Raw genomic sequence first — 23,660 nt, forward strand, 5'->3', positions numbered from 1 at the left:
TTACTCACCAACAGGGTATTGCAATGATGAAAACAACAATAACAGCCCCACGCCGTTCCATGCTGGCTCAGCGGGTTCAGGCCGTCATCCTGGGCGCAGCCATCGGCCTTGGCAGCGCCAGCGTGCAAGCGGCGACGTCGGACGTGACCTGGAACGATATTCTCAACGACCAGGCAACACCTGAAGATGTGCTGGGCTACGGTATCGGTCCCAAGGCGCAGCGCTACAGCCCGCTGACCACGGTCAACACCGACAATATCGAAATGCTGACCCCGGCCTGGTCGTTCTCCTTCGGTGACGAGAAACAGCGTGGCCAGGAATCCCAGGCACTGGTGCACGATGGCGTCATCTACGTCACCGCCTCTTATTCGCGCATCTTTGCCATCGATGCCAAGACCGGCAAGAAACTCTGGGATTACACGGCTCGCCTGCCGGACGATATCCGTCCCTGCTGTGACGTCGTTAACCGCGGTGCGGCCATCTATGGTGACAAGGTCTTCTTCGGTACGCTGGATGCCGCCATGGTGGCGCTGGACAAGGACACCGGCAAGGTGGTCTGGAAGAAGAAGTTCGGTGATCACTCCGCCGGCTACACCATGACCGGCGCACCGACCCTGATCAAGGATCAGAAAACCGGCAAGGTAATGCTGATTCACGGTTCTTCCGGTGACGAATTCGGCGTGGTCGGCAAGCTGTTCGCCCGTGACCCGGATACCGGTGAAGAACTCTGGATGCGTCCATTCGTGGAAGGCCACATGGGTCGCCTTAACGGCAAGGACAGCACCCCGACCGGTGATCCGCGTGCCCCGAGCTGGCCGGACGATCCCAACACCGAAACCGGCAAGGTTGAAGCCTGGAGCCATGGCGGCGGCGCCCCCTGGCAGAGCGCCAGCTTCGATGTTGAAAACAACCGCATCATCGTGGGTGCCGGCAACCCTGCCCCCTGGAATACCTGGAAGCGCACATCCAAGGGCGGCAACCCCCAGGATTACGATAACCTCTACACCTCCGGTCAGATCGCGGTTGACCCGACCACCGGTGAAGTGGACTGGTTCTATCAGCACACGCCGAACGATGCCTGGGATTTCTCCGGCAACAACGAGCTGGTACTGTTCGAATATGACGATAAAGGCAAAACCGTCAAGGCCACGGCTCATGCCGACCGTAACGGTTTCTTCTATGTCGTGAACCGCGAGAACGGCGACTTCATCCGCGCCTTCCCGTTCGTGGACAACATCACCTGGGCCACGCATATCGACCCCAAGACCGGCCGTCCGGTTGAAGTGGAAGGTCAGCGTCCGCCTCCCCCGAAGCCGGGCGAGAAAAAAGGCGAGTCCATCGAGGTATCGCCGCCCTTCCTCGGCGGCAAGAACTGGAACCCGATGGCTTACAGCCAGGATACCGGCCTGTTCTATGTACCGGGCAACCACTGGAAAGAGGATTACTGGACCGAAGAAGTCACCTACCAGAAAGGCGCCGCTTATCTGGGCCAGGGCTTCCGTATCCGTGAAATGTATGACGACCATGTCGGCATTCTGCGCGCCATGAACCCGCTGACCGGTGATATCGAGTGGGAACACAAGGAAAAACTGCCGCTATGGGCCGGCGTCCTGACCACCAAGGGTGGGCTGGTCTTCACCGGTACCGGTGACGGTTACCTGAAAGCCTTTGATGCCAAGAGCGGTGAAGAGTTGTGGAAGTTCCAGACCGGCTCCGGCATCGTCTCCAGCCCGATCACCTGGGAAATGGATGGCGAGCAGTACATCGGCATCGTGTCCGGTTACGGCGGTGCGGTACCGCTGTGGGGTGGTGACATGGCCAAGCTGACCAAGCCTGTTCCGCAGGGCGGTTCATTCTGGGCTTTCAAGCTGCCGAAGTGGGCTGACAAGGTCGCCAGCAAGTAAGGCTAAGTTTTCGCTGCTGTCTCCTGGGCCTGCCGATGGCAGGCCCTTTTTCCAGACCGCCCAGAACCCCTCGTGGATGAAGGAGTTCCTCATGTACAAGTCATTGCTGATCACCTCTGCACTGCTCTTCACCGGCATCAGCCTGCCGGCACAGGCCGGTTGTGAACCGGGGGAAAGCGCTCAATGTGCCGGTGCCGACCTGTCCGGTCAGGTCCTGTCGGGACGCCAGCTGGACAATATCAATCTCCAGGGCGCCAACCTGCGCCATGCCGATCTGCGTCATGCTGACCTGCGCGGTGCCAATCTGCAGGGCGCGGACCTGAGCCATGCCCTGCTGACCCGTGCCAATCTGGAAAAAGCCAACCTCAAGGGCGCCACCCTGGATCATGCCAACATGGTCGCTGTTTCAGGCTGGGCCATGCATGCCCAGGGCGCACAATTCCACGCGACCCGGCTGGATGGTGCCGACCTGTCCTTTGCACGCCTGAGCAACGCCCGTTTCAATGAGGCCGTGCTGTACGGAGCCAATCTCGAGATGGTCTGGGCCACCAAGACCCGGTTTGTGGGCAGCAATCTGCGTGATGCCAATCTGCAGGAAGCCAAGTTCAACTATGCCAACCTGCAAGAGGCTGACCTGCGCGGCGCCAGCATCCGCTTCGCCACCTTTCAGGGCACTCACATGCAAGACTGTCAGGCTTGCCCTCTGGACTGGGATCAGCCCAAGCACCCGATCAAGCCCTGATATCCTGCAACGGCGGCCCACTGGCACTCACGCCAGTGGCCAACCCTATTCCCCGCACCGGCATCTGCCGCACACCTCCACTCAACCCGCCGCTTTAGTGCTCCACGGCAATGAACCATCTGGGTTTCATGCGGTAAAAATCCCGTCGAACGTTATGCTTCAGGGCCTTTTTGGAATCCAGCACACGCGCGTCACCTCCATCCCTGACAAACACCGTCCAGTGCCAGAACGGCTGCCCGTTTTCGAGTCGCCACTTGATCGCCAACAGCGCCCGATCCGGCAGAGCGTCCCAGTCGGTAAACGGCGTTTCGCCGCTAGCGGCCCTGATCCCGAATGCCTGCAGCAGCCTGCGGACATGATCGGTCTGTGACCAGAGTCGTTGATCCCAGGCATGGATACCCAGCGCATTAGCCCTGGCGCGGGCCTCGGCATAGCTCACACCGGCCAGTGCAGCACAGGCCGCAATGCCACAGCCACTGACTTCTTCCTGAATGACGGCATCCACGTTGCCACCCTCCCTTCCGGTTGATGTGGTGCTTGCTTGACGGGGTTCGCCCTCAGGCGCGAACGTAGCTCCAGCCCTGCTGCTGCTGATGCACCAAGTGCTGGATCGCCGCCGGCACTACACGGGCGTTGTCCTGGGCACTGAGGCCCTGCTTGTCGAGGCTGTTGCGGCACAGCACCAGACGACTCAAAATTTCGTTATCGGTGATGCCAACCGCAATGGCAGCGGCCGGTCCATTGACCACCAGTTCCACCCGGGCATCGGGCTCGAGCTTGAGCAGGTTACGCAGATTGGCCTGCCCGCGCTGCAGCGCCTCGGGAGTCGGCGCATGAATCATGACCTTGAGAGTGTCCACGGTTAAAGCTCCTGTGCAATGGCATGTGCCAGCTGTTGCAAATCTTCGGCATTGCGTCCGCGCGGGCGTGCCAGCTCGACCGGCTGGTCCAACTGCACCCGTGCCGGACTGCCCGACAATACCACAACCCGATCCGCCAGGTAGACGGCCTCCTCGATGTCATGGGTGATGAACAGCACCGCGGCACCGGTTTTCTGCCAGATGTTGAGCAGCTCATCCTGCAGGTGCTGGCGGGTAATGGCATCCACGGCACTGAAGGGTTCATCCATCAACAGCAGGTCCGGGTGAACCGCTAGCGCGCGAGCGATACCGGCCCGCTGGGCCTGCCCTCCCGAGAGCTGATGCGGCCAACGATCGGCCAGTTCGGTCAAGCGGGTCAGTGCCAGCACCTCATCGATACGGGCTTGCTGGTCCGTCTTGCTCAAATTCAAGCCCTTGAGGCCATAGGCGATATTGCCGCGCAGGCGGCGCCAGGGCAGCAGGCGTCCGTCTTGAAAGACCGTGGCCCGACGGCGGCTGGCGTGGCGCTCGGGGATATCCAGGGTAATGCGGCCGCTACTGCTGTGCGCAAGATCGGCCACGCATTTGAGCAGCGTTGACTTGCCCACCCCGGACCCGCCCACCACGGCCACGAACTCGCCCTTCTCCACGCTCAGGTCAAGATTGGCAAACACCGGTGCAGGGTTATCGCCATAATGAAAGCTCAGCTGTTCAATCTTCAGGATGGGCGCCATTGCAGTACTCGCTTTTCGAATCGGGCAAACAGGGTGTCACTGAGCGTGTACACCAGCGAAATGACCAGCATGTAAATGACTACCGCTTCATAGGCACCAACACCGGCCGCGGCATTCATCTCCTGGCCCATGCCGGGCACGCCCAGCAGTTCGGCCGCAATCAGTGTCATCCAGGCCTGGCCGATGCCGGTTCTCATACCTGCCAGAATACCGGGGGCCGAAGCGGGCAGCGTCACGTTCAATGCCCGGTTCAGGTGGCCCTGCTGACCGAATGCTTGGGCCAGCTCATAGTACTTCGGGTCCACGTTGCGCACGGCCGACCAGGTGGCAAAATAATTCACCCAGAACACGCCAATGGCAATCACGAACGCGGCACCGGCATGGCTGACCTTGAACCAGGCGATGGCAAACACCACCCAGGCCAGCGGCGGTATGGGTCTGAGAATGCGGGCCAGCCAGGCATGCAGGGCATCCGTCCAGCGCGATGAGGCCGCCAGCGCTCCCACCAGAAAGCCCAGCAGCGTGCCCAGCCCCAGACCCCATACATAATGCACCAGGCTTGACAGAATGGCCGGCAGCAGGCGCTCGGAGCGCCATTCATCCAGCAGCGTCTGCGGCAGCCTGAAAGGATCGGGAATGGTACCGGCCCGTGCCCAACCGGTCACCTGCGCCAGCTTCCAGATCGCCACGAACGCCACCACGCCGGCCAGTCCCAGCAGTGCGCGACCGACAGGGTGTGCGACCCAGAACGAGGCCTTGGATGTGTGCATGGACAGCTCCTTAGGGGGTCAGGCTCTGGTAAAACCGGGTATCGAACAGCTGCTCAAGATCCACATCGGCTTTCAACGTGCCAATTTCGGCCTGAAAGTCACGCATGGCGCGCGTGCCCTCGATAATGCGGCGCGGATCATCAACAAAATTGGGACTGGCATTAGTCAATGCCTGCTGCACGATGGCCGCCGGCAAACGGCCACCACCGACATAGCGTTGAACGGCCACAACCGCCTGCTCCGGCTGTTCACGCAACAGGCGGGATACCTCCGCATGGACGCGCACCAGGGCCTGAACGGTGTCGGGAGCGTCATTGATCAGCGCCTCGCGTACCACCAGCACGGCCCCCGGCTGGTGCGGGAACATCTGTGAGCCGGCCGCGACCACCCGCGCATCGGGCAAACGATCCAGGCTGATGCTGACCACCGGCTCAAGAATAGCAGCGCCATCCACGGCCCCGGTCAACAGCGACTGCTGGATCTGGGCCGCACCCTGATGAATGATCTCCACCTGGGACGGGTCGATGTTCAGCTGTTTGCTCAGCCAATACTGGAGCACGGTTTCGGGTACGGAACCGGTTGGGAAGGTCGCGATCACCGGCTTGCGTCCCTTATCCGCCGCAAAGCGGCGGAAGGCCGTGGCGGGGTCACCGGAGGCAAAGTAAGGCGCCAGTTCACCCAGGGCCACCAGGCTGATCTGTTCGACAATATTCGACGCCACCACCTTGATGTCGGCGCCCTTGGCACGGGCTACCATGGCCGGGCCTATACCCAGATAGGCAATATCCAGCTGACCGGCCAGCAGTGCCTGTACCATGGCCGGGCCGTTCTGGAACTGGATCAACTCGGGGTCGGCAATGCCGATTCGGGCCAGCCGTTCGTCTTCAAGGGTCAGAAACGCCTGAGAGACCGGGATGATCGGCATGTAACCAATTTCGATCGTATCGGCCGCCGAGGCCGTGAGTGACCAGGCCGACAAGCAGAGCACGAGGGTAGAGAGCAGTTTGCGCATGACGGATCACTCCTTCATTGGGTAGACCCTCATGCTATATAATCATTTCAAAGTTAAAAATATATTTTTTATAACATTTTAAAATATAAATAGTTGATCTGATGACTGGGTTTTAACCGGATGGCCCCAGCTTCAGAACGCCGCATTGAATGGCCAGGTGAACCAGCTCGGCCGTGGAGGCAACCTGCAGCTTGTTTTTCAGCAGTGCGCTGTGGTTGGACACCGTTTTGACGCTGATACACAGCTGCTCGGCAATCGACTTGGGCGTCAGGCCCCGGGCCAGCATGACAAAAATCTCGAATTCGCGCTGCGTCATGCCATCCAGGCGCGGGTCCAGTCCGCCGTTGCGCTGCATTGCCAGACGCGTGGCCAGATCATGCTCCACGTAGGGCTGCCCGGCCAGCACCTTACGCACCGCTTCCAGCAGCACTTCCGGGCTGCTGCTTTTGGTGATGTACCCCAAGGCACCGGTATCCAGCGCCTGCTGCACCATCGGCAGTTCATCGTACATGCTGAAGAACAGAATGCGCGCCTCGGGGTCACGCTGCAGAATGCGCCGTGCCGCCTCCATGCCACTGATATCCGGCAGGTTGATATCCAGAATCACCGCATCGGGGCGGTGCTGCTGCCAGAGCGTCACGCTGTCCCAGCCATTGCTGGCCTCCACAATTTCACAGGACTCCAGCATTGCTGCCAGCAGGCTGGCATACCCCTGGCGCACCACGGCATGATCATCGGTCAACAGTATCTTCATCACGTCATCCTGTAGGGCTGGCAGCGGTTCCCAGGGGGATCGTCAGGCTCAAGGCCAGTCCCTGCCCCCTGGCCGAGGCCAGATCAAGTTCTGCGTTCATGTAGCGGGCCCGTTCATGCATGGAGCGCAGCCCGACGCCCGGACGCACCCCTTCAGCAAGCCCGCAGCCATCATCCAGCACCTGGACCCGGAGCTGTGCGCCATCGGATTGGAGGCGTATATCGACTCGACTGGCGTCGGCATGCCGGGCCACGTTGTTCAGGGCTTCCTGCAACAACCGGTAGAGGTGGGTCGAGGTTTCATGGTCGAGCACCGGAAGCCCATCAATCGACAGCTGACAGTTGACGCCACTGCTGTGCTGCCACTGTTCGGCCAGGCTGCGCAGCGACTCCTCCAGCCCCAGCGGTTCCATGATCACCGGATGCAGACTGCGGATCAGGCGTCGAAATCCCTGCTGCATCGCCTCACAGTCCGAGACGATCAATGGCGCCGTTTGTGCGACCAACACACTGTTGTCAGCGGTGTGGGTCATCAGGTAGGCACGGGCGCGAATGCCGGTGAGATACTGCCCCAGATCGTCATGAAGCTCGCGTGCCAGGTAGGACCGCTCCTTCTCCTGCAGTGCCATGAGTTCACGGGTCAGGCGACGATTGTCGGCCTGCTCCCGCTCCAACGCTTCGGCCATGCGATTGAAGTGGCTGGCCAGACGGTTGGCTTCAGGCACCACACAGGGTTGCAGGCGTGCGGTGAACTGGCCCTGCTGAATCTGATCCAGTGCGCTCAGCAGCTCACCGAAAGGACGCAAGCCACGGGATACGCCCCAGCTGATCGCGCCCGTTGACAACAGCGCCGCCACGGCAAACAGGATAAGCACCTGCAGTGCCGATTCCCACACCTCTTCCAGTTCGTCACCGGGGTCCGCCGTCAGCACCAGCATGCTGCCATCCGGGAGCGGCTGTCGACGCTCGATCAATGGCATGTCATCCGGCCAGACCCGAGCGGCAAACCAGGCCGGCACCTGATCCTGAATCACCGGTGACGGTGATACCCCCGGCGCCAGGCGCACCAGCTGCAAGTGACGCAATTCGGTGGCCAGCAGCCGCTCCAATTGCGCCGGTGTGCCCTCGGCCTGCGCCAGCATCTGATCGGCCATGGCCATGCCCGCTTCCAGTTCACGGGCAATATCCGTCTTGGCCTGGCGCAACAGCCCGGACAGACTCAGTACCAGCGCCACCACAAAGGCACCGGCCACCAGCAGATTCAGACGGACAACCGCACCCATACCGACTGCGCCACTCAGCGTACGCTGAACAGGCCCTGCATGCCCTTGTGCTCGAGCCCCTTCATGTAGAACTCGAACTCACCGGGCTTGATCGGCACAAAGTAAATCTCGGCTTCGCCAGCCTGTTCAAATTCCAGTTCAGTCAGCGCCACCGCCTTGATCTCCATGCCACCGGCTTCCACCTTACGCAGGAAAATGGACTCGAAGAACCCCGGTGCCTGCAGGGCATATTCCTTTAATCCGCTGGACACCACTTTCAGCTTGTAGGCCTGGCCGGTTTCGAGCTCATAGCGCGCCTGAGACATGGCATAGTCCGTCACCTCGCTCCCCAGCACCAGGTCGGGCAGGCGCTCGGGGCGTGTGGTCAGATCACCTTCGGCCACAGCCGGCAGACTGGTCAGGGTCATGGCACTGGCTGCCAGAGACAGCATCAGGGAACGCATCGGGGAAGGCATGGCATTTATCCTGTTCTTGTTCTGAATTTGTCCCACCATCCTAGTGACCTCAGCCCGGCGCAACATACTACTTCGGTACTGAATGTTTCCGACTTTCTGAATATTTCAACCACCGGGTATCGTCCCTAAGCTGATGGCATAACAACGATAACGATCGGAAAGGTGCCATGAATCTGCTGCCCACGCCCCCTCTGCCCCGTCTGATACTCGCCACCGCGCTGACGTTGCCCTTGACGGCAGTGGCGGCCATCACTCCCCTGGATGTCAATATCAGCTATATCGGCCTGGAACCGGATCACGGCGCCGTGCTGTCGAACATTCTCCCCGAACCTGCCGATGCGGGCCTGCCTGGCGCCCAACTGGGCATCGATGACAGCAACACCACCGGCCGTTTTCTGAAGCAGAAGTATCATCTGCATGCCCTGAGCACTGATGACACCGATCAGGTGCTGCCCCAGGTACTGGAGCAATATCAGCAGGGTATTCGCCTGTTTGTGCTCAACCTCCCGCGCGAGGTATTGGCCGAGGTCGCAAGCCAGTTGCCCGGGGATGTCGTGCTGATCAATGCCGGCAGCGCCGATGACGTGCTGCGGACCGAGCAATGCCTGCCGCGCATGTTGCATACGCTGCCGTCGCGGGCCATGTTGACCGACGCCCTGGCCCAGTGGCTGTCCAGTCGACGCTGGAATCGCTGGCTGCTGCTGGAGGGCAACCGCTCCGAAGACAAGGCTTATGCCGATGCGCTGGAACGCAGCGCCAAGCGCATGGGAGGACATATTATTGAGCGCAAGGCCTGGGACTATGACACCGACCTGCGCCGTACCGCCCAGAAGGAACTGCCCCCCTTCACTCAGACCGATGAATATGATGTGGTGCTGGTTGCGGATGAGCGTGGCGATTTCGGTGAGTATGTGCCCTACAACACCTGGTACCCGCGCCCGGTGGCCGGCACTCAGGGCATGTCGCCCGTTGCCTGGCATCGTGTGGTGGAAGCCTGGGGAGCCGCGCAGCTGCAAAGCCGCTTTGAAAAGCTCAGTGGCCGCTGGATGAACAGCCGTGACTACGCCAGCTGGGCCGGTGTGCGCACGCTGGCGGAAGCGGTGACGCAGACCCGTTCCACCGACCCTCAGGTACTGCTGACATTCATTTTGTCCGACCGGTTCCAGCTCGGCGCCTTCAAGGGCCGCAAGCTGACCTATCGCCCCTGGAGCGGCCAGCTGCGCCAGCCCATTCCGCTGGTGCACCCGCGCGCACTGGTATCGCAATCACCCCAAGAAGGCTTTCTTCATCCGGTCACCGACCTCGACACCCTCGGCTTTGATGCCGTTGAAAGCCGCTGTTCCCTGCAAGGAGACCTCTGATGCGCAAGCCCCCTTTCGTCCAAACCCTGCTGCTGAGCGCGCTGCTCGCCAGTCCTGCGGCACACGCCGCCAAGGCCTATGTATCCAATGAAAAGGACAACACGCTGTCGGTCATCGATCTGGCGTCGCTGACCGTTACCGACACCATTGATGTCGGTGAGCGCCCGCGCGGTATTGCGCTGTCCAAGGATCACAGCAAGCTGTTTATCTGCGCCAGCGACTCCGACACCGTGCAGGTGATGGACCTGGCCACCCACCGCATCATCGCCAACCTGCCGTCAGGCGAAGACCCAGAGCAGTTCTCGCTGCACCCGGACAATCGGCGCTTGTACATCGCCAACGAGGATGACGCGCTGGTGACCGTGGTCGATACCGAAAGCCATGAAGTCCTGGCGCAAATCGAAGTCGGCGTTGAGCCCGAAGGCATGGCCGTGAGCCCGGACGGACGCTGGGCGGTGAACACCAGCGAAACCACCAGCATGCTGCACTGGATCGATACCGAAACTCACCAACTGATCGACAATACGCTGGTGGACCAGCGTCCGCGCCACGTCGAATTCAGCCGTGACGGTGCTGTGCTCTGGGCTTCGTCCGAGATCGGCGGTACCGTTTCGGTCATCGATGTGGCCAGCCGTGAAATCATGCAAAAACTCACGTTCAAGATCCGCGGCATTCACCCGGACAAGATCCAGCCGGTCGGGGTCAAGCTGTCGGCGGATGGGCGCTATGCCTTCGTTGCCCTGGGCCCGGCCAACCATGTCGCCGTGGTGGATGCCAAGACCTACGAGGTGCTTGATTACCTGCTGGTGGGCAGCCGTGTCTGGCACATGGAGTTCACCCCCGATCAGCAGTACCTGCTGACCACCAATGGTGTCAGCGGCGATGTATCAGTCATCGATGTGGACGCGTTGAAGGTGGTCAAGTCGATCAAGGTCGGCCGCTACCCCTGGGGCGTAGTCACGCTGGACTGATATCATCTGTCCCCACCACAGACGCCAAGAGGGCTGCCATGGGCCTAGACGTACACCACATCAGCTTTCGCTACGGCGCCCGCACGGCGCTGGATGATGTCAGCTTTAGCCTGGCTGAAGGCCGGCTCAACGCGCTGCTTGGCCCCAACGGGGCTGGCAAAAGCACCCTCTATGCCCTGCTCACCCAGCTGTTCCGGCTGCAGAGCGGGGAGATTCGGCTCGACGGACACAGCATCCGCGGCCCTTCCCGCGTGCTCAAGCAGCAGCTCGGCGTCGTGTTTCAGCAAAGTACGCTGGACCTGGACCTGAGCGTCATGCAAAACCTGGAATACCACGGAGCCCTGCACGGCCTGTCCCGGCGTCAGGTGCGCCAGGAGGCCGGCAGCCTGCTGGAGCGCCTGGGGCTAGGTGATCGCCACCGGGACAGCATTCGCAGCCTCAATGGCGGCCATCGTCGGCGCGTGGAAATTGCACGCGCCCTGTTGCACCGCCCGTCCATTCTGCTGCTGGACGAAGCCACGGTCGGGCTCGATACGGCCGCGCGTCAGGCCATCAACCGGCATGTGCGCGAACTGTGTCGCGAGCAGTCTCTGACCGTGCTTTGGGCGACTCACCTGATCGAAGAGATTGCCCCCGACGATCCGGTGCTGGTGCTGCATCAGGGTCGGCTGCAGGCCGATACGACCGCCGAGCGTCTGTGTCGTCAACAGCAGGTGCCCACGCTGGGGGCAGCGTTTGAGCAACTGACCGGTTTGAGGGCCCCCACCCCATGCAGCTGAACGCTTATCTGATCGCCCTCAAGGGCATTTTGACCCGCGAATTTCTGCGTTTCGTCCAGCAGCGCACCCGCTTTTTCAGCGCTCTGGTACGCCCGCTGTTGTGGCTGGTGGTTTTTGCCGCAGGCTTTCGTGCCGCCCTGGGTGTCTCGATCATCCCGCCCTACCAGACCTACATCACCTACGAAACCTATATTCTGCCCGGACTGTGTTGCATGATTCTGCTGTTCAACGGCATGCAAAGCTCGTTATCGATGGTCTATGACCGCGAGATGGGCAGCATGAAAGTGCTGCTGATGAGCCCGCTGCCGCGCAGCTGGCTGCTGCTGTGCAAGCTGATTGCCATTGCGCTGCTGTCACTGGCACAGGTGTATGCCTTTATCGGGCTGGGCTTTCTGGTGGATGTGGAACCGCCACTGATTGGCCTGTTGACCGTACTGCCGGCGCTGTTGCTGACCGCCGTGATGCTGGGCGCCATCGGGCTGTTCCTGTCGGCGCGGATCCGTCAGCTGGAGAACTTTGCCGGCGTGATGAACTTCGTGATCTTTCCGATGTTCTTTCTTTCTTCGGCGCTCTACCCGTTGTGGAAGATGCGCGAGTCCAGTGAGTGGTTGTACTGGGTTTGCAGTTTCAACCCCTTCACCCATGCTGTCGAACTGGTGCGGTTCGCACTCTATGCCGAGCTGAACCTGACCGCATTGCTGGTGACCGGGGGCACCGCACTGGTGTTCACGGCACTGGCCTTGCTGGGCTTCAATCCTGAACAGACCGCGGGCGGCAAGAGGCGTTGAGCGCCCTGCGGCTTCAGTGACTTAACAGGTGTGTCATCAGCGCTCGGAGCTTGCCGGGCTTGACCGGCTTGTGCAGCACCTGCACGCTGGCCTCCCGGAAGGCACGGCGCGTATCATCGCTGCGATCGGCGGTCAGCATCACCATGGGCACTCGCTCCAGCCCCGCCGCGTTCATGTCATAGCGCAACGACAGGCCGGTCTGATCCGCTTCCAAGTGGTAATCGGCCAAAACCAGATCTGGCACTTGCGTCAGACAGTGTGCCTGCGCCGCTGCCAGGGTATCGACGGTCCTGACCCGACAGCCCCATCCTGCAAGCAACGCCTCCATACTAACCAGTATGTTCGGGTCATTATCCAGTACCAGGACGTTCAGCCCTTCCAGTGCATCCGACGGCCGCACCGGGGCGACAAGGGCCTCGTGTTTCAGAGACTGAGGCGCATGCGCCGCCAGCGGCACCTGTAGTGAAAAACAGGAACCACGCCCCACGCGAGACCCAAGTCGAATGGGATGGTCCAGCATGCGGGCAATGCGTTCGACGATCGCCAAGCCAAGCCCGACCCCCGCCGGCTGGCGCCGTGCCGACTGCAAACGGCAGAACTCTTGAAAAATGGCTTCCTGTTGATCACCAGGAATGCCCGGCCCGGTGTCCCACACCTGAATCAATAGCCAGTCACCCTGCTTGCGAAAGCCCAACAACACCCCTCCGTGCTCGGTGTAGCGAAAGGCATTACTGAGCAGGTTGCGCAGAATGCGCGTCAACAGACGAATATCACTGGCAATCCAGGCATCACGGCTGACAATACGAAACCCCAGCCCCGCCGCATCGGCGACCGGCTCGAATTCAGCCTGCAGGCTTTCGATCAGTCGCCTGACCGGAAAGCTCTGCAACTCCGGCTGAACAGCGTTCTGGTCCAGCTTGGAAATTTCCAGCAGATCGGTCAACAGGTGCTCGGCACCATCAAGCGCCAGATGTACCCGGTCCACCAGACCCGCTTCGGTCGCTGGCAGATCTCGCTCCTGCAGTGCCGCCACCAGCAGACGCGCGGCATTCAGGGGCTGAAGCAGGTCATGGCTGGCCGCTGCCAGGTACTTGTCCTTGCTCAGGTTAGCCGCTTCGGCCACCTCTTTGGCTTCGAGCATTTCCTGTTCGGCCTGTTGACGGGTATGCACTTCTCGCCAGAGCCGATCATTGAGGTCGACCAGTTCACGGGTACGCTCGTCTACCCGCTGCTCCAGCTCTTCATTCAGTGAGCGCATACGCTGCTGAACCCGCTGACGCTCGGTAATGTCAGCCACAAAGGCGACAAACACGGCTCGATCAGCCTGCCTGCGAAACAGGATGTTCATGGACACTTCCACCGCACTGCCATCGGCACGACGCAGCCGGGTTTCATACAGAAACAGCTGGCCATCCTGTACCAGACGTGCTGTCATCAAACGAAACTCCTGCTCGCTGAACAGCAGGTCGGTGGCAAAGTTGAGGCCCTCGGCCATGACCTCTGGGCTGTCATAACCACAGATGCGCGCCAGGGCACGGTTGGCCTTGCCGATATGGCCACTGAGGTCGGCCTGAAAGATGCCGTGCAAGGCATTCTCGAACAGCCACTTGTAGCGATTGCGTTCGGCTTCAAGTTCTTCGATCTTGCTCAGCAGCTCCGGGTAGTAACTCTTGCGTGCCGACTGTCCGCCCAGGCCGATCAGGTCTTCAAAGGTCGCTTCGCTGCCGTCAGAGGGCTTCTTCATACACGGCCTCAACATCACGGCGATTGGACTTGCGCGGGTTGGTCAGCAGGCAAGGGTCACGCAGTGCATTGACACTGAGATGCGGGATATCGGTCAGGTGCACGCCCTGTTCGGCCAGCTTTTGATACAGACCGACCTCGCGTTTCAAGGCGATCACATGTTGCATGAGGCGGCGCTTGATCTGTGACTGACTGAGCCCGCGCGGATCGATCCCCATGGTTTCCGCAACCACCCGGAAACGGTCGGTGGCCGCGTTATAGTTGAAGTCGATCACGTGCTCCAGCAGCATGGCGTTGCAAAGCCCATGAGGCAGATCCAGATAGCCACCCAGGCTGTGCGACATGGCATGCACGGCTCCGAGGATGGCGTTGGAAAAGGCCAGCCCGGCCCGCATGGAGCCCAGCATGACCTGTTCACGCAGATGACTGTCTTCCGGCTGTTCCACCAGCAGGGCCAAGTGGGTGTTAATCAGGCGAATGGCATCCAGGGCATGCATGTCGGTCAGCGGGCCACTGCCGGTCGAGACAAAGGCTTCGATCGCATGCACCAGTGCATCCACCCCGGTACAGGCGGTCAGGAAGGGATCCATGGTCCGCGTGGTGTCCGGATCGATCAATGCCACGTCCGGCACCACCGATTTGCTAACGATGGAGAACTTGAATTTCTCCTGCTGGTTGGAAATGATCGCGAACTGCGAGACATCGGCTGAGGTGCCGGCGGTGGTCGGGATGAAAATCAGCGGTGGAATCGGGCTTTCGATCCGGTCGATGCCTTCGAATTCCAGAATGCTGCGGCCATGGGCGCTAACGATGCCGATCCCCTTGGCACAGTCCATCGGGCTGCCGCCGCCGATCGCCACGATGACGTTACAGCCCTGCTCCCGGTAGGTGTCGGCCCCGCGCATGACCTGCTCGACACGGGGGTTGGGCGAGACATCCGTAAAGCGCACGCAAGGAATATCCTGGTCCTCCAGAACCTGCTCGATATCCTCTACCCAACCGGCTTGTTCCACCCCCGGGTCTGACACCAGCAAAACCTTTCGCGCACCAAAAGTTATGGCATAGTTGGCCACAGACTTGCGAGCACCGCTGCCGAAAATGATTTCGGGAGAAACAAACTTGCGCAGGCGGGCAATTTCACTCATGTACTGTACCTGTTTTGCCGCATCGGTCATGGCCGATACCTGATAATTATTATTGGACCGCTGGCATTATACGCAGCCACTCAACGACAGATACTGTACAAACGGCTACAAAAAATAACAAAGTTGCACAAAATGCCGCAATCCTGAGACTTTGGTATTAGCTACCATAGATGCTGAAAAATCTCGCCAAGGCAGCAGATTCAGGCTGCCGAAACAACAGGATAATGGCTGGCATGGACAAGACATCTCCCCTTTACCAACATGTCGTTGTGGTCGGTGGCGGCGCCGGTGGACTGGAACTGGCAACTCGGCTGGCACGTAAGTATCGGCGCAAGGGCCTCAAGGTAACCCTGGTTGATCGCGAGCCAACGCACATCTGGAAGCCGCTGCTGCACGAAGTCGCAACAGGCTCGCTGGACGCCGGCATCGATGAGCTGAGCTACAGCGCCCAGGCACGCAGTGCTGGGTTTACGTTCCAGGTCGGTCAGATGGAATCCATCGACCGTGACCAGCGCTGCATCTACCTGGCGGCCGTGAAAGGCCAAGACGGCCGGACGCTACTGCCGGTGCGCTCCCTGTACTATGACTACCTGGTGATGGCCGTGGGCAGTGTCACCAATGATTTCGGCGTTGATGGCGTGGCCCAGCACTGTACATTCCTTGATAGCCGCCACCAGGCCGAGCAGTTTCGTCGCACGTTGCTTGAATCCTGCTTGAAAACCAGCAACAGCAAGGATCAGCGCTTGCGCATCGCGATCGTTGGTGCCGGTGCTACAGGTGTCGAGTTATCGGCAGAGCTCTTCAATACGGCTCGGGAACTGGCCGCGTATGGTATTTCACGCCTTGATCGCAACCGTCTGGAAGTGGTGCTGATCGAAGCCGGCCCCCGTATCCTGCCCGCGTTGCCCGACCGCATCTCTCTGGCCGCCCGTCAGGAACTGGAAAAGCTTGGTGTTCAGGTACGACAGGACACGCGCATTGTCTCGGTCGATGCGGCCGGCCTGAACACCGATACCGGCGAGGTAATCGAAGCCGACCTCAAGGTGTGGGCGGCCGGCATTCGCGCTCCCGAGTTCGTCACCCGTTTGGACGGCCTCGAAACCAACCGCCTGAACCAGCTGGTAGTCCGGCCTGACCTGAGCACAACGCTGGATGAGCGCATCTTCGCCTTGGGCGACTGTGCAGCCTGTGCCCGAACGGATGGTGAAGGCAATGTGCCGCCTCGCGCCCAGGCCGCACATCAGATGGCTTCCTTCCTGTGCAAGCATTTTGGCCGGATCATCAAGGGTGACAGCCTGCCAGCTTATGAATACAAGGACTACGGATCACTGGTATCACTCAGCCGGTTCAGCACGGTGGGCAGCCTTATGGGCAATCTTACCAGCGGCAGCATGATGATCGAGGGTCGTATGGCCCGGCTGGTCTATGTATCCCTGTATCGTCTACACCAGCTGGCCATTTACGGCTATACCAAAACCTGCCTCATTGCCCTGGTTGACCGTATCAACAAGGTCATCCGCCCCAGACTCAAGTTGCACTGATCCAGCGGGAGCCCCGGTTTTCCGGGTTGCAGCACTGAGCTTTACCGGCCTCTGGCCGGTTTTTTTTTGCTCCGTTGTCCGTCCTGGCACGTACACTGAACGCATATACTCGGCTCAGGAAACGTTCATGCCCAATCGTCCAATACTGTTTTATGATGGCCAGTGTCCGCTGTGTCGCAAGGAAATCGCGCACTACCGGCGCCTCGATAGCCAGCAGCGAGTGGACTGGCGTGACCTGTTTGACCCGGATCTTGACCTGGCGGCTTATGGCATCACACACGAGGATGCCATGCGGGTCATTCATGGCGTGGATACACAAGGGCAGTTGCAGCGCGGCATTGCCGCTTTCATGCCGATCTGGGATGCCTTGCCCGGTTATCGGCACCTGGCGCGCATGATTCGGATCCTGCACCTGCAACGCCCACTGGACAGGATTTACCACTGGTTTGCCAAGCGCCGCTACTGCAGCCGCTGCCATGATGGCCAGTGCCGTATCGACTGAAGCAGCTAAGCAAGGATCTGCTAAGCTTGAGTGCACCCACGAGAGTTCATGTGCAGGTATAGTGACATGATTGACCGTCAACTCGCCGCCCAGCTGATCGAATCAGCCTTGATCGCTGACAGTTACTGCTTGGGGCTGCACTGGATATATGATCATGACCTATTGGACAGCACGCCCCTCAAGCTGGATCAGCTTAATGCCCCCATGAGTCATTGGCACGCCACCAAGTCCGCGGGGGATCTGACCCATTACGGTGATCAGCTGTGGCAGCTCTATCAGCACCTGCTGCAGGCACCAGCCTTTGATATCGACGCTTGCTCGCGTGCCTGGGTGGAGTTCATGCGGCATTATCACGGCTACCGTGACAAGGCCTCGGCCATTACACTGGACAGGCTCGACAAGGGAGAAAACCCGGCGGCCTCGTCCTCCACCGAGCTGTCGGTTTCGTCACGCATCGCCTGCGCACTGCTACACCCCTGTGATGAAACCGAATACCTGGCGCGTGTGGCCGCATTGACGCGCATGACGCACAACTCGCCATTGACACTGGAAACCACGGGATTCCTGGCACGATCACTCTGGTACACTCTGTCGGGATACCCCTTGCAACAGGCATTGGATACAGCCGGCTCGGGCTTGTCCGACCCTCTAAAGGCACTTGTCCAAGCCGGGCGTGAGACTGAACACCAGGACTCGGTTGCCGCCTTGCGGCATTTCGGCATCGCCTGCGATATTCGCCATGGACTACCCGGCGTCATACACCTGCTACAACATTTCAGTAATCCGCTGGAACTTTCCCGTGTTAATGTCAGTGCCGGAGGTGACAGCAGTGCCCGCGCCATGATCAGCCTGATGTTGCTTGTTGCCGAAGATCCGGATCGCTTTCAGCAACTGCCGGCAGACTGGCACCCTGGCTGTCTGCAAAGCAGCGGACCATCCATCATGAAGTCATGAAGTCATGAAGTCATGAAGAAAGACACATAATAGTGACTGGGTGTCTCTTTTTATGAGACACTTCAGCACCTTGGAGCTTCTTGTGTGTCGCTGATATGAAACTAGTGTTTCGTTGACAGCAGCTCCCCAGTCCATAGAATGCGCCCAAGACTCATCAAATACTGGCACGGTTGGCCTCTCGGCACTACCTTTAACCTGTATTGAAGCTGATGTGTGTCTGCTGATCTCCCCCCCCACCCGTGGTCATGCAGTCCGGGTACCAACCACGAACCACGTCAACACGGGTTCCCAAGGCTACAAAACATACAATGAAAAGAAACTTGCCCGTCACGGATACGGAAAAGCGCTTTCCCGACGATCAAAAACTGATTTCCACCACCGACACACGTGGAAATATAACCCATTGCAATGATGTATTCGTGGACATCAGTGGTTACACTCGGGAAGAACTTATAGGCCAGCCGCACAACCTGGTGCGTCATCCCGACATGCCCGAAGCAGCTTTCAAAGTGATGTGGGATCACCTGAAAGCCAATCGCCCCTGGATGGGCCTGGTCAAGAACCGCTGCAAGAACGGTGATTACTACTGGGTCAACGCTTACGTCACACCAATCACCGAAAACGGCAAAACCGTGGGCTATGAATCCGTACGCGTCTGCCCCAAGCGCAGTGATGTGGAACGCGCCGAGCGTGTCTATGCCAGCATCAACAATGGTAGCAAGCGCCTCGAGCGCCCGCGCCTACCACTTGCATGGATCGCGCTTGCGGCACTGCTCGCACTGTCACTGGGGCTGTTCGTCAGCGATTTGCAGTGGCCCGGGATGATACTGGCCGTATTGACTGCCGCTGGCAGCCTGGCCACATGCCAGCTGCATCAGCGCAAATTGCTCACCCGCGTACTGGGTTATATGCCATCCGCGTTCACGCACCCTGTTGCCGCGGCTACCTATACCGATGACCGTGGCCTGACCGCCGAACTTGAAGTAGCCATTCTCAGTGAGCAGTCACACCTGAATACCGTCCTGACACGCATCGAGGATGCGGCCCAACATGTCTCTAGCCGTGCAGCAACCAGCCTTGCAGTCTCCGAGCATTCTTGTGATGCCATGCGCCAGCAGCAGAGCGAAACCGACATGGTTGCAACCGCCATGCACGAAATGGCCGCAACCATCGCCGAGGTCTCGGGCCATATCCAGCAGACCGCCCAAAAAGCTGAAGCATCCAACAACACGGCCATCGAAGGCTGCGACCGAGCCTCAACCACGAGCAGTGCCATTACTCAGCTGGGTGACACAGTCAATCATATCGCCGAATCCGTCACCGGACTGGCCGAGCAGACCGGGCAGATTGCCCAGGCGGCCGAAACCATCGAGCAGATCGCCGACCAGACTAATCTGCTGGCACTCAATGCCGCAATCGAGGCAGCACGGGCCGGTGAACATGGTCGCGGCTTTGCGGTGGTCGCCGATGAAGTCCGCCAGCTTGCCCTACGTACGCAGACATCAACACAAGACATACACCGGATCGTTCAAGATCTGAAACAGCGCACTGAAACCTCCGTCGACATTGCCCACGCGGGTCAGCAGGAGGCCCATAACGGCATTGTTCAGGTCAATGAAACGGTTGACATGCTCAAGGACATTTCAGCGATGATGAGCACCATCGCCAATATGTCGATTCAGATGGCAGCAGCGGTTGAAGAACAAGCCCAGGTATCCGAAGAGATCAACGGTCAGATCGTTAACATCTCCGACCTGTCTCGCCAGAGTCTGGAACAGGCAGAAGAATCAGCCAACACCACCCGTGCACTACAATCGGTTGCGGCTGAGATGCACGAGCTGGTGTCCGGCTTCAAACGCTGATCTTAAACCAGAATCAGCGCTACGCAGGCGGCTGTCAGCCCCCCCATGGAAAGATTGAACAGGCGCCAGTGACGGGCGGTTTTCAGCAGCCGCCCGACTGCCACACCAAATCCCGCCCACAATGAAATGGCCGGTACCGTCACCAGCGCCATCAAGCCAATCAGCATCAGGGCCGAGGCCAGAAAGCCATCCCCTGCCAGTGTAAAGGACGCCACGCCTGAAATGGCCATGATCCAGGCTTTAGGATTGGCGAACTGAAAGGCCGCGGCCTGCAGAACCGACAGGGGGTGACTCGCCTGCTCCGCTTCCAGACTCGGCGGTGCCGCCGTGGCAATCTTCCACGCCAGCCACAACAGGTAAAGGCTGCCCACTACCTTGAGCACATTCTGCAGTACCGGCCAGGTCTTGAAAATGCCACCCAGCCCCAGGGCTACCGCTGCCATTAGACCAACACACCCGAGTGTGACCCCGATGATGTGAGGCAGGGTTCGCCTGAAGCCGAAGTTGGCTCCGGATGCGGTCAGCATCATGTTATTGGGACCTGGTGTCGCGGTCATACTGAGGGTAAAAATCATGACAGGAACAACCAGCGCAAGCAGTTCGCCCGTTGGCGTTTGCATTCGGTTCACCGTAAATTGTAAGGGTTCAATACAGGATTGAATTGAGTTCATAGTGGATACAATTAACGGTATTACGCAGCCTTCCCCTGAGCAATCCTTACTTTGTTACTGCTACAATCAATTGTACCCATGACAAACCAAGGATGAACCGATGAACGTGCAACAACGGGCTCGCGAGCGCTGTCAATGGCTGCCTGATCTGGAACAGGCATCAGGGCCTCGCTACAAGGCGCTGGTTGAACTGATGGCGGCCGATATCGCCCTCGGTGTACTTGAACCCGGTGCTCGCCTGCCCCCACAGCGATTGCTGGCCGATGCGCTGGGCGTTACGGTGGGAACCATTACCCGTGCATACCGGGAAGCGGAACGACGTGGCCTGGTCGAGGCCCGTGTCGGCAGCGGCACCCGTGTCAGGAGCCAGACGGACAACCGCCCTCACTTTCATCACCTGACCCGTGCCGGTGATGACAGTATCGACCTGTCATTGAGTATCCCCATCCCGACCTTTCGGCGGGAACAGCAACTGGCTCTCAGCCTGCAGCAGATTGCAACACAACCTCAGGCCATCAATACCGCGCTCTCCTACCAACCCGAACAGGGCTGCCTTGACCAGCGCCAGCAGCTGTGTCGCTGGCTCGAAACCCAGGGCCTGGCGCTGTCACCCGAGGAGCTGATCCTGACGGAAGGCGGTCAGCACGCGGACTTTCTTGCGCTTCAGGCCTTGATCAAGCCCGGTGAGGCTGTGGCTTCGGCTGCCCTGACCTACCCGGGCATGATCGCAGCTGCCCGCCAGCTGGGGCTCAAACACCTGGGAGTCGGCACCGACGCCGAGGGGATCCGACCGGATCTGCTGGAGCGCCTGTGCCAGCAACAGCGCATTCGCCTGCTCTACCTGATGCCTGAATACAACAACCCCACGGGCCATTCGATGAGCGAGGCACGCCGCCAGGCCATTGTCGAGGTTGCCCGTCGTCACGACATGCTGCTGCTGGAAGATGGGGTCCAGTTTGTACCGCCTCAAGCGCGTGGCACCCCCATGCATGAGCTCGCCCCGGAGCGGGCGATGTACATTTTTAGTGTCTCCAAGCTACTGGCGGGCGGTCTCAGATTCGGCGCCCTGCGCGCCCCCGCCAACCTGCTGCCACAGCTGCGCGCGGCCTTGCGCGCGCAGTGCTGGTCATCACCCGCACTGATGGGCGCCGTGACCTGCCAGTGGTTGACCAGCGGTGAAGCTGATGAGTTGCTGGCCTGGCAATGGGATGAGATCCGGCACCGTCAGGCACTGGTGCGAGAACTCCTGGCACCCTACGAAGTTTCGGCACATGCCTGCGGTTTTCATGCCTGGCTGCGCCTGCCAGAGGGCCGACGTGCAGCTGAATTCGTGCAACTGGCTGACACCCAGGGGGTGACGCTCATCGCCGCCGAGCCTTTCTGCGTCGGCAGCCAACCGGCGCCACAGGCCGTGCGCCTGTGCGTGACCCCTCCCCCCACACGGGAAGCTTTGGCGGAAGGACTCAAGCGAGTACGCCGTCTGCTGGATGATGAACCGCCCGTGCCCGCACCACTGCTGTAGCATGCAGAGCATTGACGGCATGTTATAGTCGAACGGTCGGCAATACAGAGTTCAGGGAGATACACGCATGTTGAGTGTTGAAGTTTCAGGTCTGTTCGGCCTGGTTATACTGGTGCTGGATGTGATGGCCATCATCAAGACCGTTCAAAGCCGCGCCAGCACCTCCACGAAAGTACTTTGGGTCGTCGCGATTCTGCTGCTGCCGGTACTCGGATTGATCCTCTGGTTCCTGTTTGGTCCACGTGACTAAACGCTAGCAGATGCGCGGCAACAACTCTCCGGTTGGCAAATCCAGCAGGCGCTCCGAGCCCATACCGGTCAGAATCTGCACCTGTCCGGCCGGCCCCGCCAGCACCTCACCAATGATGCAGGCTTCATGTCCAGCCGGATGAGCCTGCATCGCTGCCAGCAATGCTTGAGCCTGTTCCGCAGCCACCACTGCCACCAGCTTACCCTCGTTGGCAAAATGCAGTGCATCCAGACCCAGCAGTTCACACACGCCTCGCACCTCAGGCCGAACCGGTAACGCCGCTTCAAACAGTCGCATGCTACAGGCCGATGCTTGGGCGAACTCGTGCAACACCGCCGCAACCCCGCCTCGCGTGGCATCCCGCAGCGCACGAACCTGTGAACAGCGTGCCAGCATCTGTTCCACCAGCCCGTGCAACGGCTGACAATCACTGCTCCACTGACTTTCCAGCCCCAGTTCGCCACGCGCATTCAGTATTGCCGCGCCATGATCCCCCAGTGTGCCACTGACCAACACCGCGTCACCGGGACGGCACCGCGTGGCTGCAAGCTCGCACCCCTTCGGTATGACACCCACCCCGCTGGTATTGATGAACAGTCCGTCCGCCTGACCGCGAGGCACCACTTTGGTATCCCCTGTCACGATCTTTACACCGGCCTCACGGGCCGCGTCGGCCATGGAGCGAACAATGCGCTGCAGCAGCGGCAACGGCAGCCCTTCCTCAATGATGAAGGCACAGGACAGAAACAGCGGACGCGCTCCGCCCACGGCCAGATCGTTGACCGTACCGTTGACAGCCAGCCGGCCGATATCGCCGCCCGGGAATTCAAGCGGCTGAATAACATAACTGTCGGTGGCAAATGCAAGACGGTCCCCGACTGCCTGCAGGGCCGACAGGTCAAGCCGCGCCTGATCTTCCATCTTGGCCAGATAGGGGTTGTCGAAAGCTTCGGCAAAGAGTGTTTCGACCAGCTGGCGCATGGCGGCGCCTCCTGCTCCCTGTGCCAGGGTGATGCAAGGAACTGTGTCTGATTCCGACATTCAAGTGCCCTCCATGG

The 23,660-nt window shown here is 60.0% G+C and carries 24 protein-coding genes; 12 read left to right on the forward strand and 12 right to left on the reverse strand.

From position 1 onward, the window contains the following. Positions 1 to 23 precede the first annotated feature (23 nt). On the forward strand, positions 24 to 1,904 hold the full coding sequence (locus KTN04_RS00755; RefSeq protein ID WP_217333292.1) for a methanol/ethanol family PQQ-dependent dehydrogenase: 1,881 nt from the start codon (positions 24 to 26) through the stop codon (positions 1,902 to 1,904). Positions 1,905 to 1,995: 91 nt separating this feature from the next. Then, on the forward strand, positions 1,996 to 2,646 hold the full coding sequence (locus tag KTN04_RS00760) for a pentapeptide repeat-containing protein (protein ID WP_217333293.1): 651 nt from the start codon (positions 1,996 to 1,998) through the stop codon (positions 2,644 to 2,646). Between the two features lie 94 nt (positions 2,647 to 2,740). On the opposite strand, the gene KTN04_RS00765 is transcribed toward KTN04_RS00760, so the two are convergent. The 8 genes from KTN04_RS00765 to KTN04_RS00800 form a co-directional block, all read right to left on the reverse strand. Further along, the gene (locus tag KTN04_RS00765) at positions 2,741 to 3,151 is read right to left on the reverse strand and encodes a hypothetical protein (RefSeq protein ID WP_217333294.1); all 411 of its coding nucleotides are present in this window, start codon (positions 3,149 to 3,151) and stop codon (positions 2,741 to 2,743) included. A 52-nt stretch (positions 3,152 to 3,203) separates the two neighbouring features. Next, complete coding sequence (locus KTN04_RS00770) at positions 3,204 to 3,506, reverse strand: DsrE family protein (protein ID WP_217333295.1); 303 nt, start codon at positions 3,504 to 3,506, stop codon at positions 3,204 to 3,206. A gap of 2 nt (positions 3,507 to 3,508) precedes the next feature. Continuing rightward, the gene (locus tag KTN04_RS00775) at positions 3,509 to 4,240 is read right to left on the reverse strand and encodes an ABC transporter ATP-binding protein (RefSeq protein ID WP_217333296.1); all 732 of its coding nucleotides are present in this window, start codon (positions 4,238 to 4,240) and stop codon (positions 3,509 to 3,511) included. Next, on the reverse strand, positions 4,225 to 5,010 hold the full coding sequence (locus KTN04_RS00780) for an ABC transporter permease (protein WP_217333297.1): 786 nt from the start codon (positions 5,008 to 5,010) through the stop codon (positions 4,225 to 4,227). The genes KTN04_RS00775 and KTN04_RS00780 overlap by 16 nt, the downstream gene beginning before the upstream one ends. A gap of 10 nt (positions 5,011 to 5,020) precedes the next feature. Beyond that, the gene (locus tag KTN04_RS00785; protein ID WP_217333298.1) at positions 5,021 to 6,022 is read right to left on the reverse strand and encodes an ABC transporter substrate-binding protein; all 1,002 of its coding nucleotides are present in this window, start codon (positions 6,020 to 6,022) and stop codon (positions 5,021 to 5,023) included. Between the two features lie 112 nt (positions 6,023 to 6,134). Next, positions 6,135 to 6,776, reverse strand: coding sequence for a response regulator transcription factor (locus tag KTN04_RS00790; RefSeq protein ID WP_217333299.1), 642 nt, complete (start codon positions 6,774 to 6,776; stop codon positions 6,135 to 6,137). A gap of 4 nt (positions 6,777 to 6,780) precedes the next feature. Next, positions 6,781 to 8,058 carry a sensor histidine kinase gene (locus KTN04_RS00795; RefSeq protein WP_217333300.1) on the reverse strand — a complete coding sequence of 426 codons (1,278 nt, stop codon included), beginning with the start codon at positions 8,056 to 8,058 and terminating at the stop codon, positions 6,781 to 6,783. A 14-nt stretch (positions 8,059 to 8,072) separates the two neighbouring features. Then, positions 8,073 to 8,513: a cupredoxin domain-containing protein gene (locus KTN04_RS00800; RefSeq protein ID WP_217333301.1), complete on the reverse strand. Its 441-nt coding sequence runs from the start codon at positions 8,511 to 8,513 to the stop codon at positions 8,073 to 8,075. Positions 8,514 to 8,680: 167 nt separating this feature from the next. Here KTN04_RS00800 and KTN04_RS00805 point away from each other — a divergent pair, with 167 nt between their 5' ends. Genes KTN04_RS00805 through KTN04_RS00820 form a run of 4 tightly spaced genes read left to right on the forward strand, consistent with a single transcriptional unit; the run spans position 8,681 to position 12,412 of the window. Beyond that, entirely contained in the window at positions 8,681 to 9,874 is a 1,194-nt protein-coding gene (locus KTN04_RS00805; protein WP_217333302.1) for an ABC transporter substrate-binding protein, read from the forward strand. Then, the gene (locus tag KTN04_RS00810) at positions 9,874 to 10,845 is read left to right on the forward strand and encodes a YVTN family beta-propeller repeat protein (protein ID WP_217333303.1); all 972 of its coding nucleotides are present in this window, start codon (positions 9,874 to 9,876) and stop codon (positions 10,843 to 10,845) included. The genes KTN04_RS00805 and KTN04_RS00810 overlap by 1 nt, the downstream gene beginning before the upstream one ends. 38 nt (positions 10,846 to 10,883) lie before the next feature. Further along, a complete protein-coding gene (locus KTN04_RS00815; RefSeq protein WP_217333304.1) occupies positions 10,884 to 11,624 on the forward strand; it encodes an ABC transporter ATP-binding protein in 741 nt (246 codons plus the stop codon). Then, positions 11,615 to 12,412, forward strand: a complete 798-nt coding sequence (locus tag KTN04_RS00820; protein WP_217333305.1) for an ABC transporter permease — start codon at positions 11,615 to 11,617, stop codon at positions 12,410 to 12,412. Before KTN04_RS00815 ends, KTN04_RS00820 begins: the two co-directional genes overlap by 10 nt. A gap of 13 nt (positions 12,413 to 12,425) precedes the next feature. On the opposite strand, the gene KTN04_RS00825 is transcribed toward KTN04_RS00820, so the two are convergent. Further along, complete coding sequence (locus tag KTN04_RS00825) at positions 12,426 to 14,156, reverse strand: hybrid sensor histidine kinase/response regulator (protein WP_217333306.1); 1,731 nt, start codon at positions 14,154 to 14,156, stop codon at positions 12,426 to 12,428. Beyond that, positions 14,140 to 15,330, reverse strand: a complete 1,191-nt coding sequence (gene ercA / locus KTN04_RS00830) for an alcohol dehydrogenase-like regulatory protein ErcA (protein WP_254262277.1) — start codon at positions 15,328 to 15,330, stop codon at positions 14,140 to 14,142. Before ercA ends, KTN04_RS00825 begins: the two co-directional genes overlap by 17 nt. A 203-nt stretch (positions 15,331 to 15,533) precedes the next feature. On the opposite strand from ercA, the gene KTN04_RS00835 reads away from it, so the two are divergent. The 4 genes from KTN04_RS00835 to KTN04_RS00850 all read left to right on the forward strand — a co-directional run bounded on the left by KTN04_RS00835 (position 15,534) and on the right by KTN04_RS00850 (position 20,159). Continuing rightward, positions 15,534 to 16,841 (forward strand): NAD(P)/FAD-dependent oxidoreductase, encoded by a 1,308-nt coding sequence (locus KTN04_RS00835; protein ID WP_217333307.1) that lies wholly within the window; start codon positions 15,534 to 15,536, stop codon positions 16,839 to 16,841. Positions 16,842 to 16,968: 127 nt separating this feature from the next. After that, complete coding sequence (locus tag KTN04_RS00840) at positions 16,969 to 17,343, forward strand: thiol-disulfide oxidoreductase DCC family protein (RefSeq protein WP_217333308.1); 375 nt, start codon at positions 16,969 to 16,971, stop codon at positions 17,341 to 17,343. Between the two features lie 66 nt (positions 17,344 to 17,409). Further along, a complete protein-coding gene (locus tag KTN04_RS00845; RefSeq protein WP_217333309.1) occupies positions 17,410 to 18,297 on the forward strand; it encodes an ADP-ribosylglycohydrolase family protein in 888 nt (295 codons plus the stop codon). Positions 18,298 to 18,605: 308 nt separating this feature from the next. After that, complete coding sequence (locus KTN04_RS00850; protein ID WP_217333310.1) at positions 18,606 to 20,159, forward strand: methyl-accepting chemotaxis protein; 1,554 nt, start codon at positions 18,606 to 18,608, stop codon at positions 20,157 to 20,159. A gap of 2 nt (positions 20,160 to 20,161) precedes the next feature. Here KTN04_RS00850 and KTN04_RS00855 read toward each other — a convergent pair whose 3' ends face one another. Beyond that, positions 20,162 to 20,779, reverse strand: a complete 618-nt coding sequence (locus tag KTN04_RS00855; protein WP_217333311.1) for a LysE family translocator — start codon at positions 20,777 to 20,779, stop codon at positions 20,162 to 20,164. Positions 20,780 to 20,930: 151 nt separating this feature from the next. Here KTN04_RS00855 and KTN04_RS00860 point away from each other — a divergent pair, with 151 nt between their 5' ends. Further along, complete coding sequence (locus KTN04_RS00860; protein ID WP_217333312.1) at positions 20,931 to 22,352, forward strand: aminotransferase-like domain-containing protein; 1,422 nt, start codon at positions 20,931 to 20,933, stop codon at positions 22,350 to 22,352. A 67-nt stretch (positions 22,353 to 22,419) separates the two neighbouring features. Next, positions 22,420 to 22,602 (forward strand): PLDc N-terminal domain-containing protein, encoded by a 183-nt coding sequence (locus KTN04_RS00865; protein WP_217333313.1) that lies wholly within the window; start codon positions 22,420 to 22,422, stop codon positions 22,600 to 22,602. A 3-nt stretch (positions 22,603 to 22,605) separates the two neighbouring features. Here KTN04_RS00865 and hypE read toward each other — a convergent pair whose 3' ends face one another. Then, positions 22,606 to 23,643, reverse strand: coding sequence for a hydrogenase expression/formation protein HypE (gene hypE / locus KTN04_RS00870; RefSeq protein ID WP_217333314.1), 1,038 nt, complete (start codon positions 23,641 to 23,643; stop codon positions 22,606 to 22,608). Between the last annotated feature and the right edge of the window lie 17 nt (positions 23,644 to 23,660).

It is taken from the genome of Marinobacterium weihaiense (assembly GCF_019061305.1).
GTDB lineage: Bacteria > Pseudomonadota > Gammaproteobacteria > Pseudomonadales > Balneatricaceae > Marinobacterium > Marinobacterium weihaiense.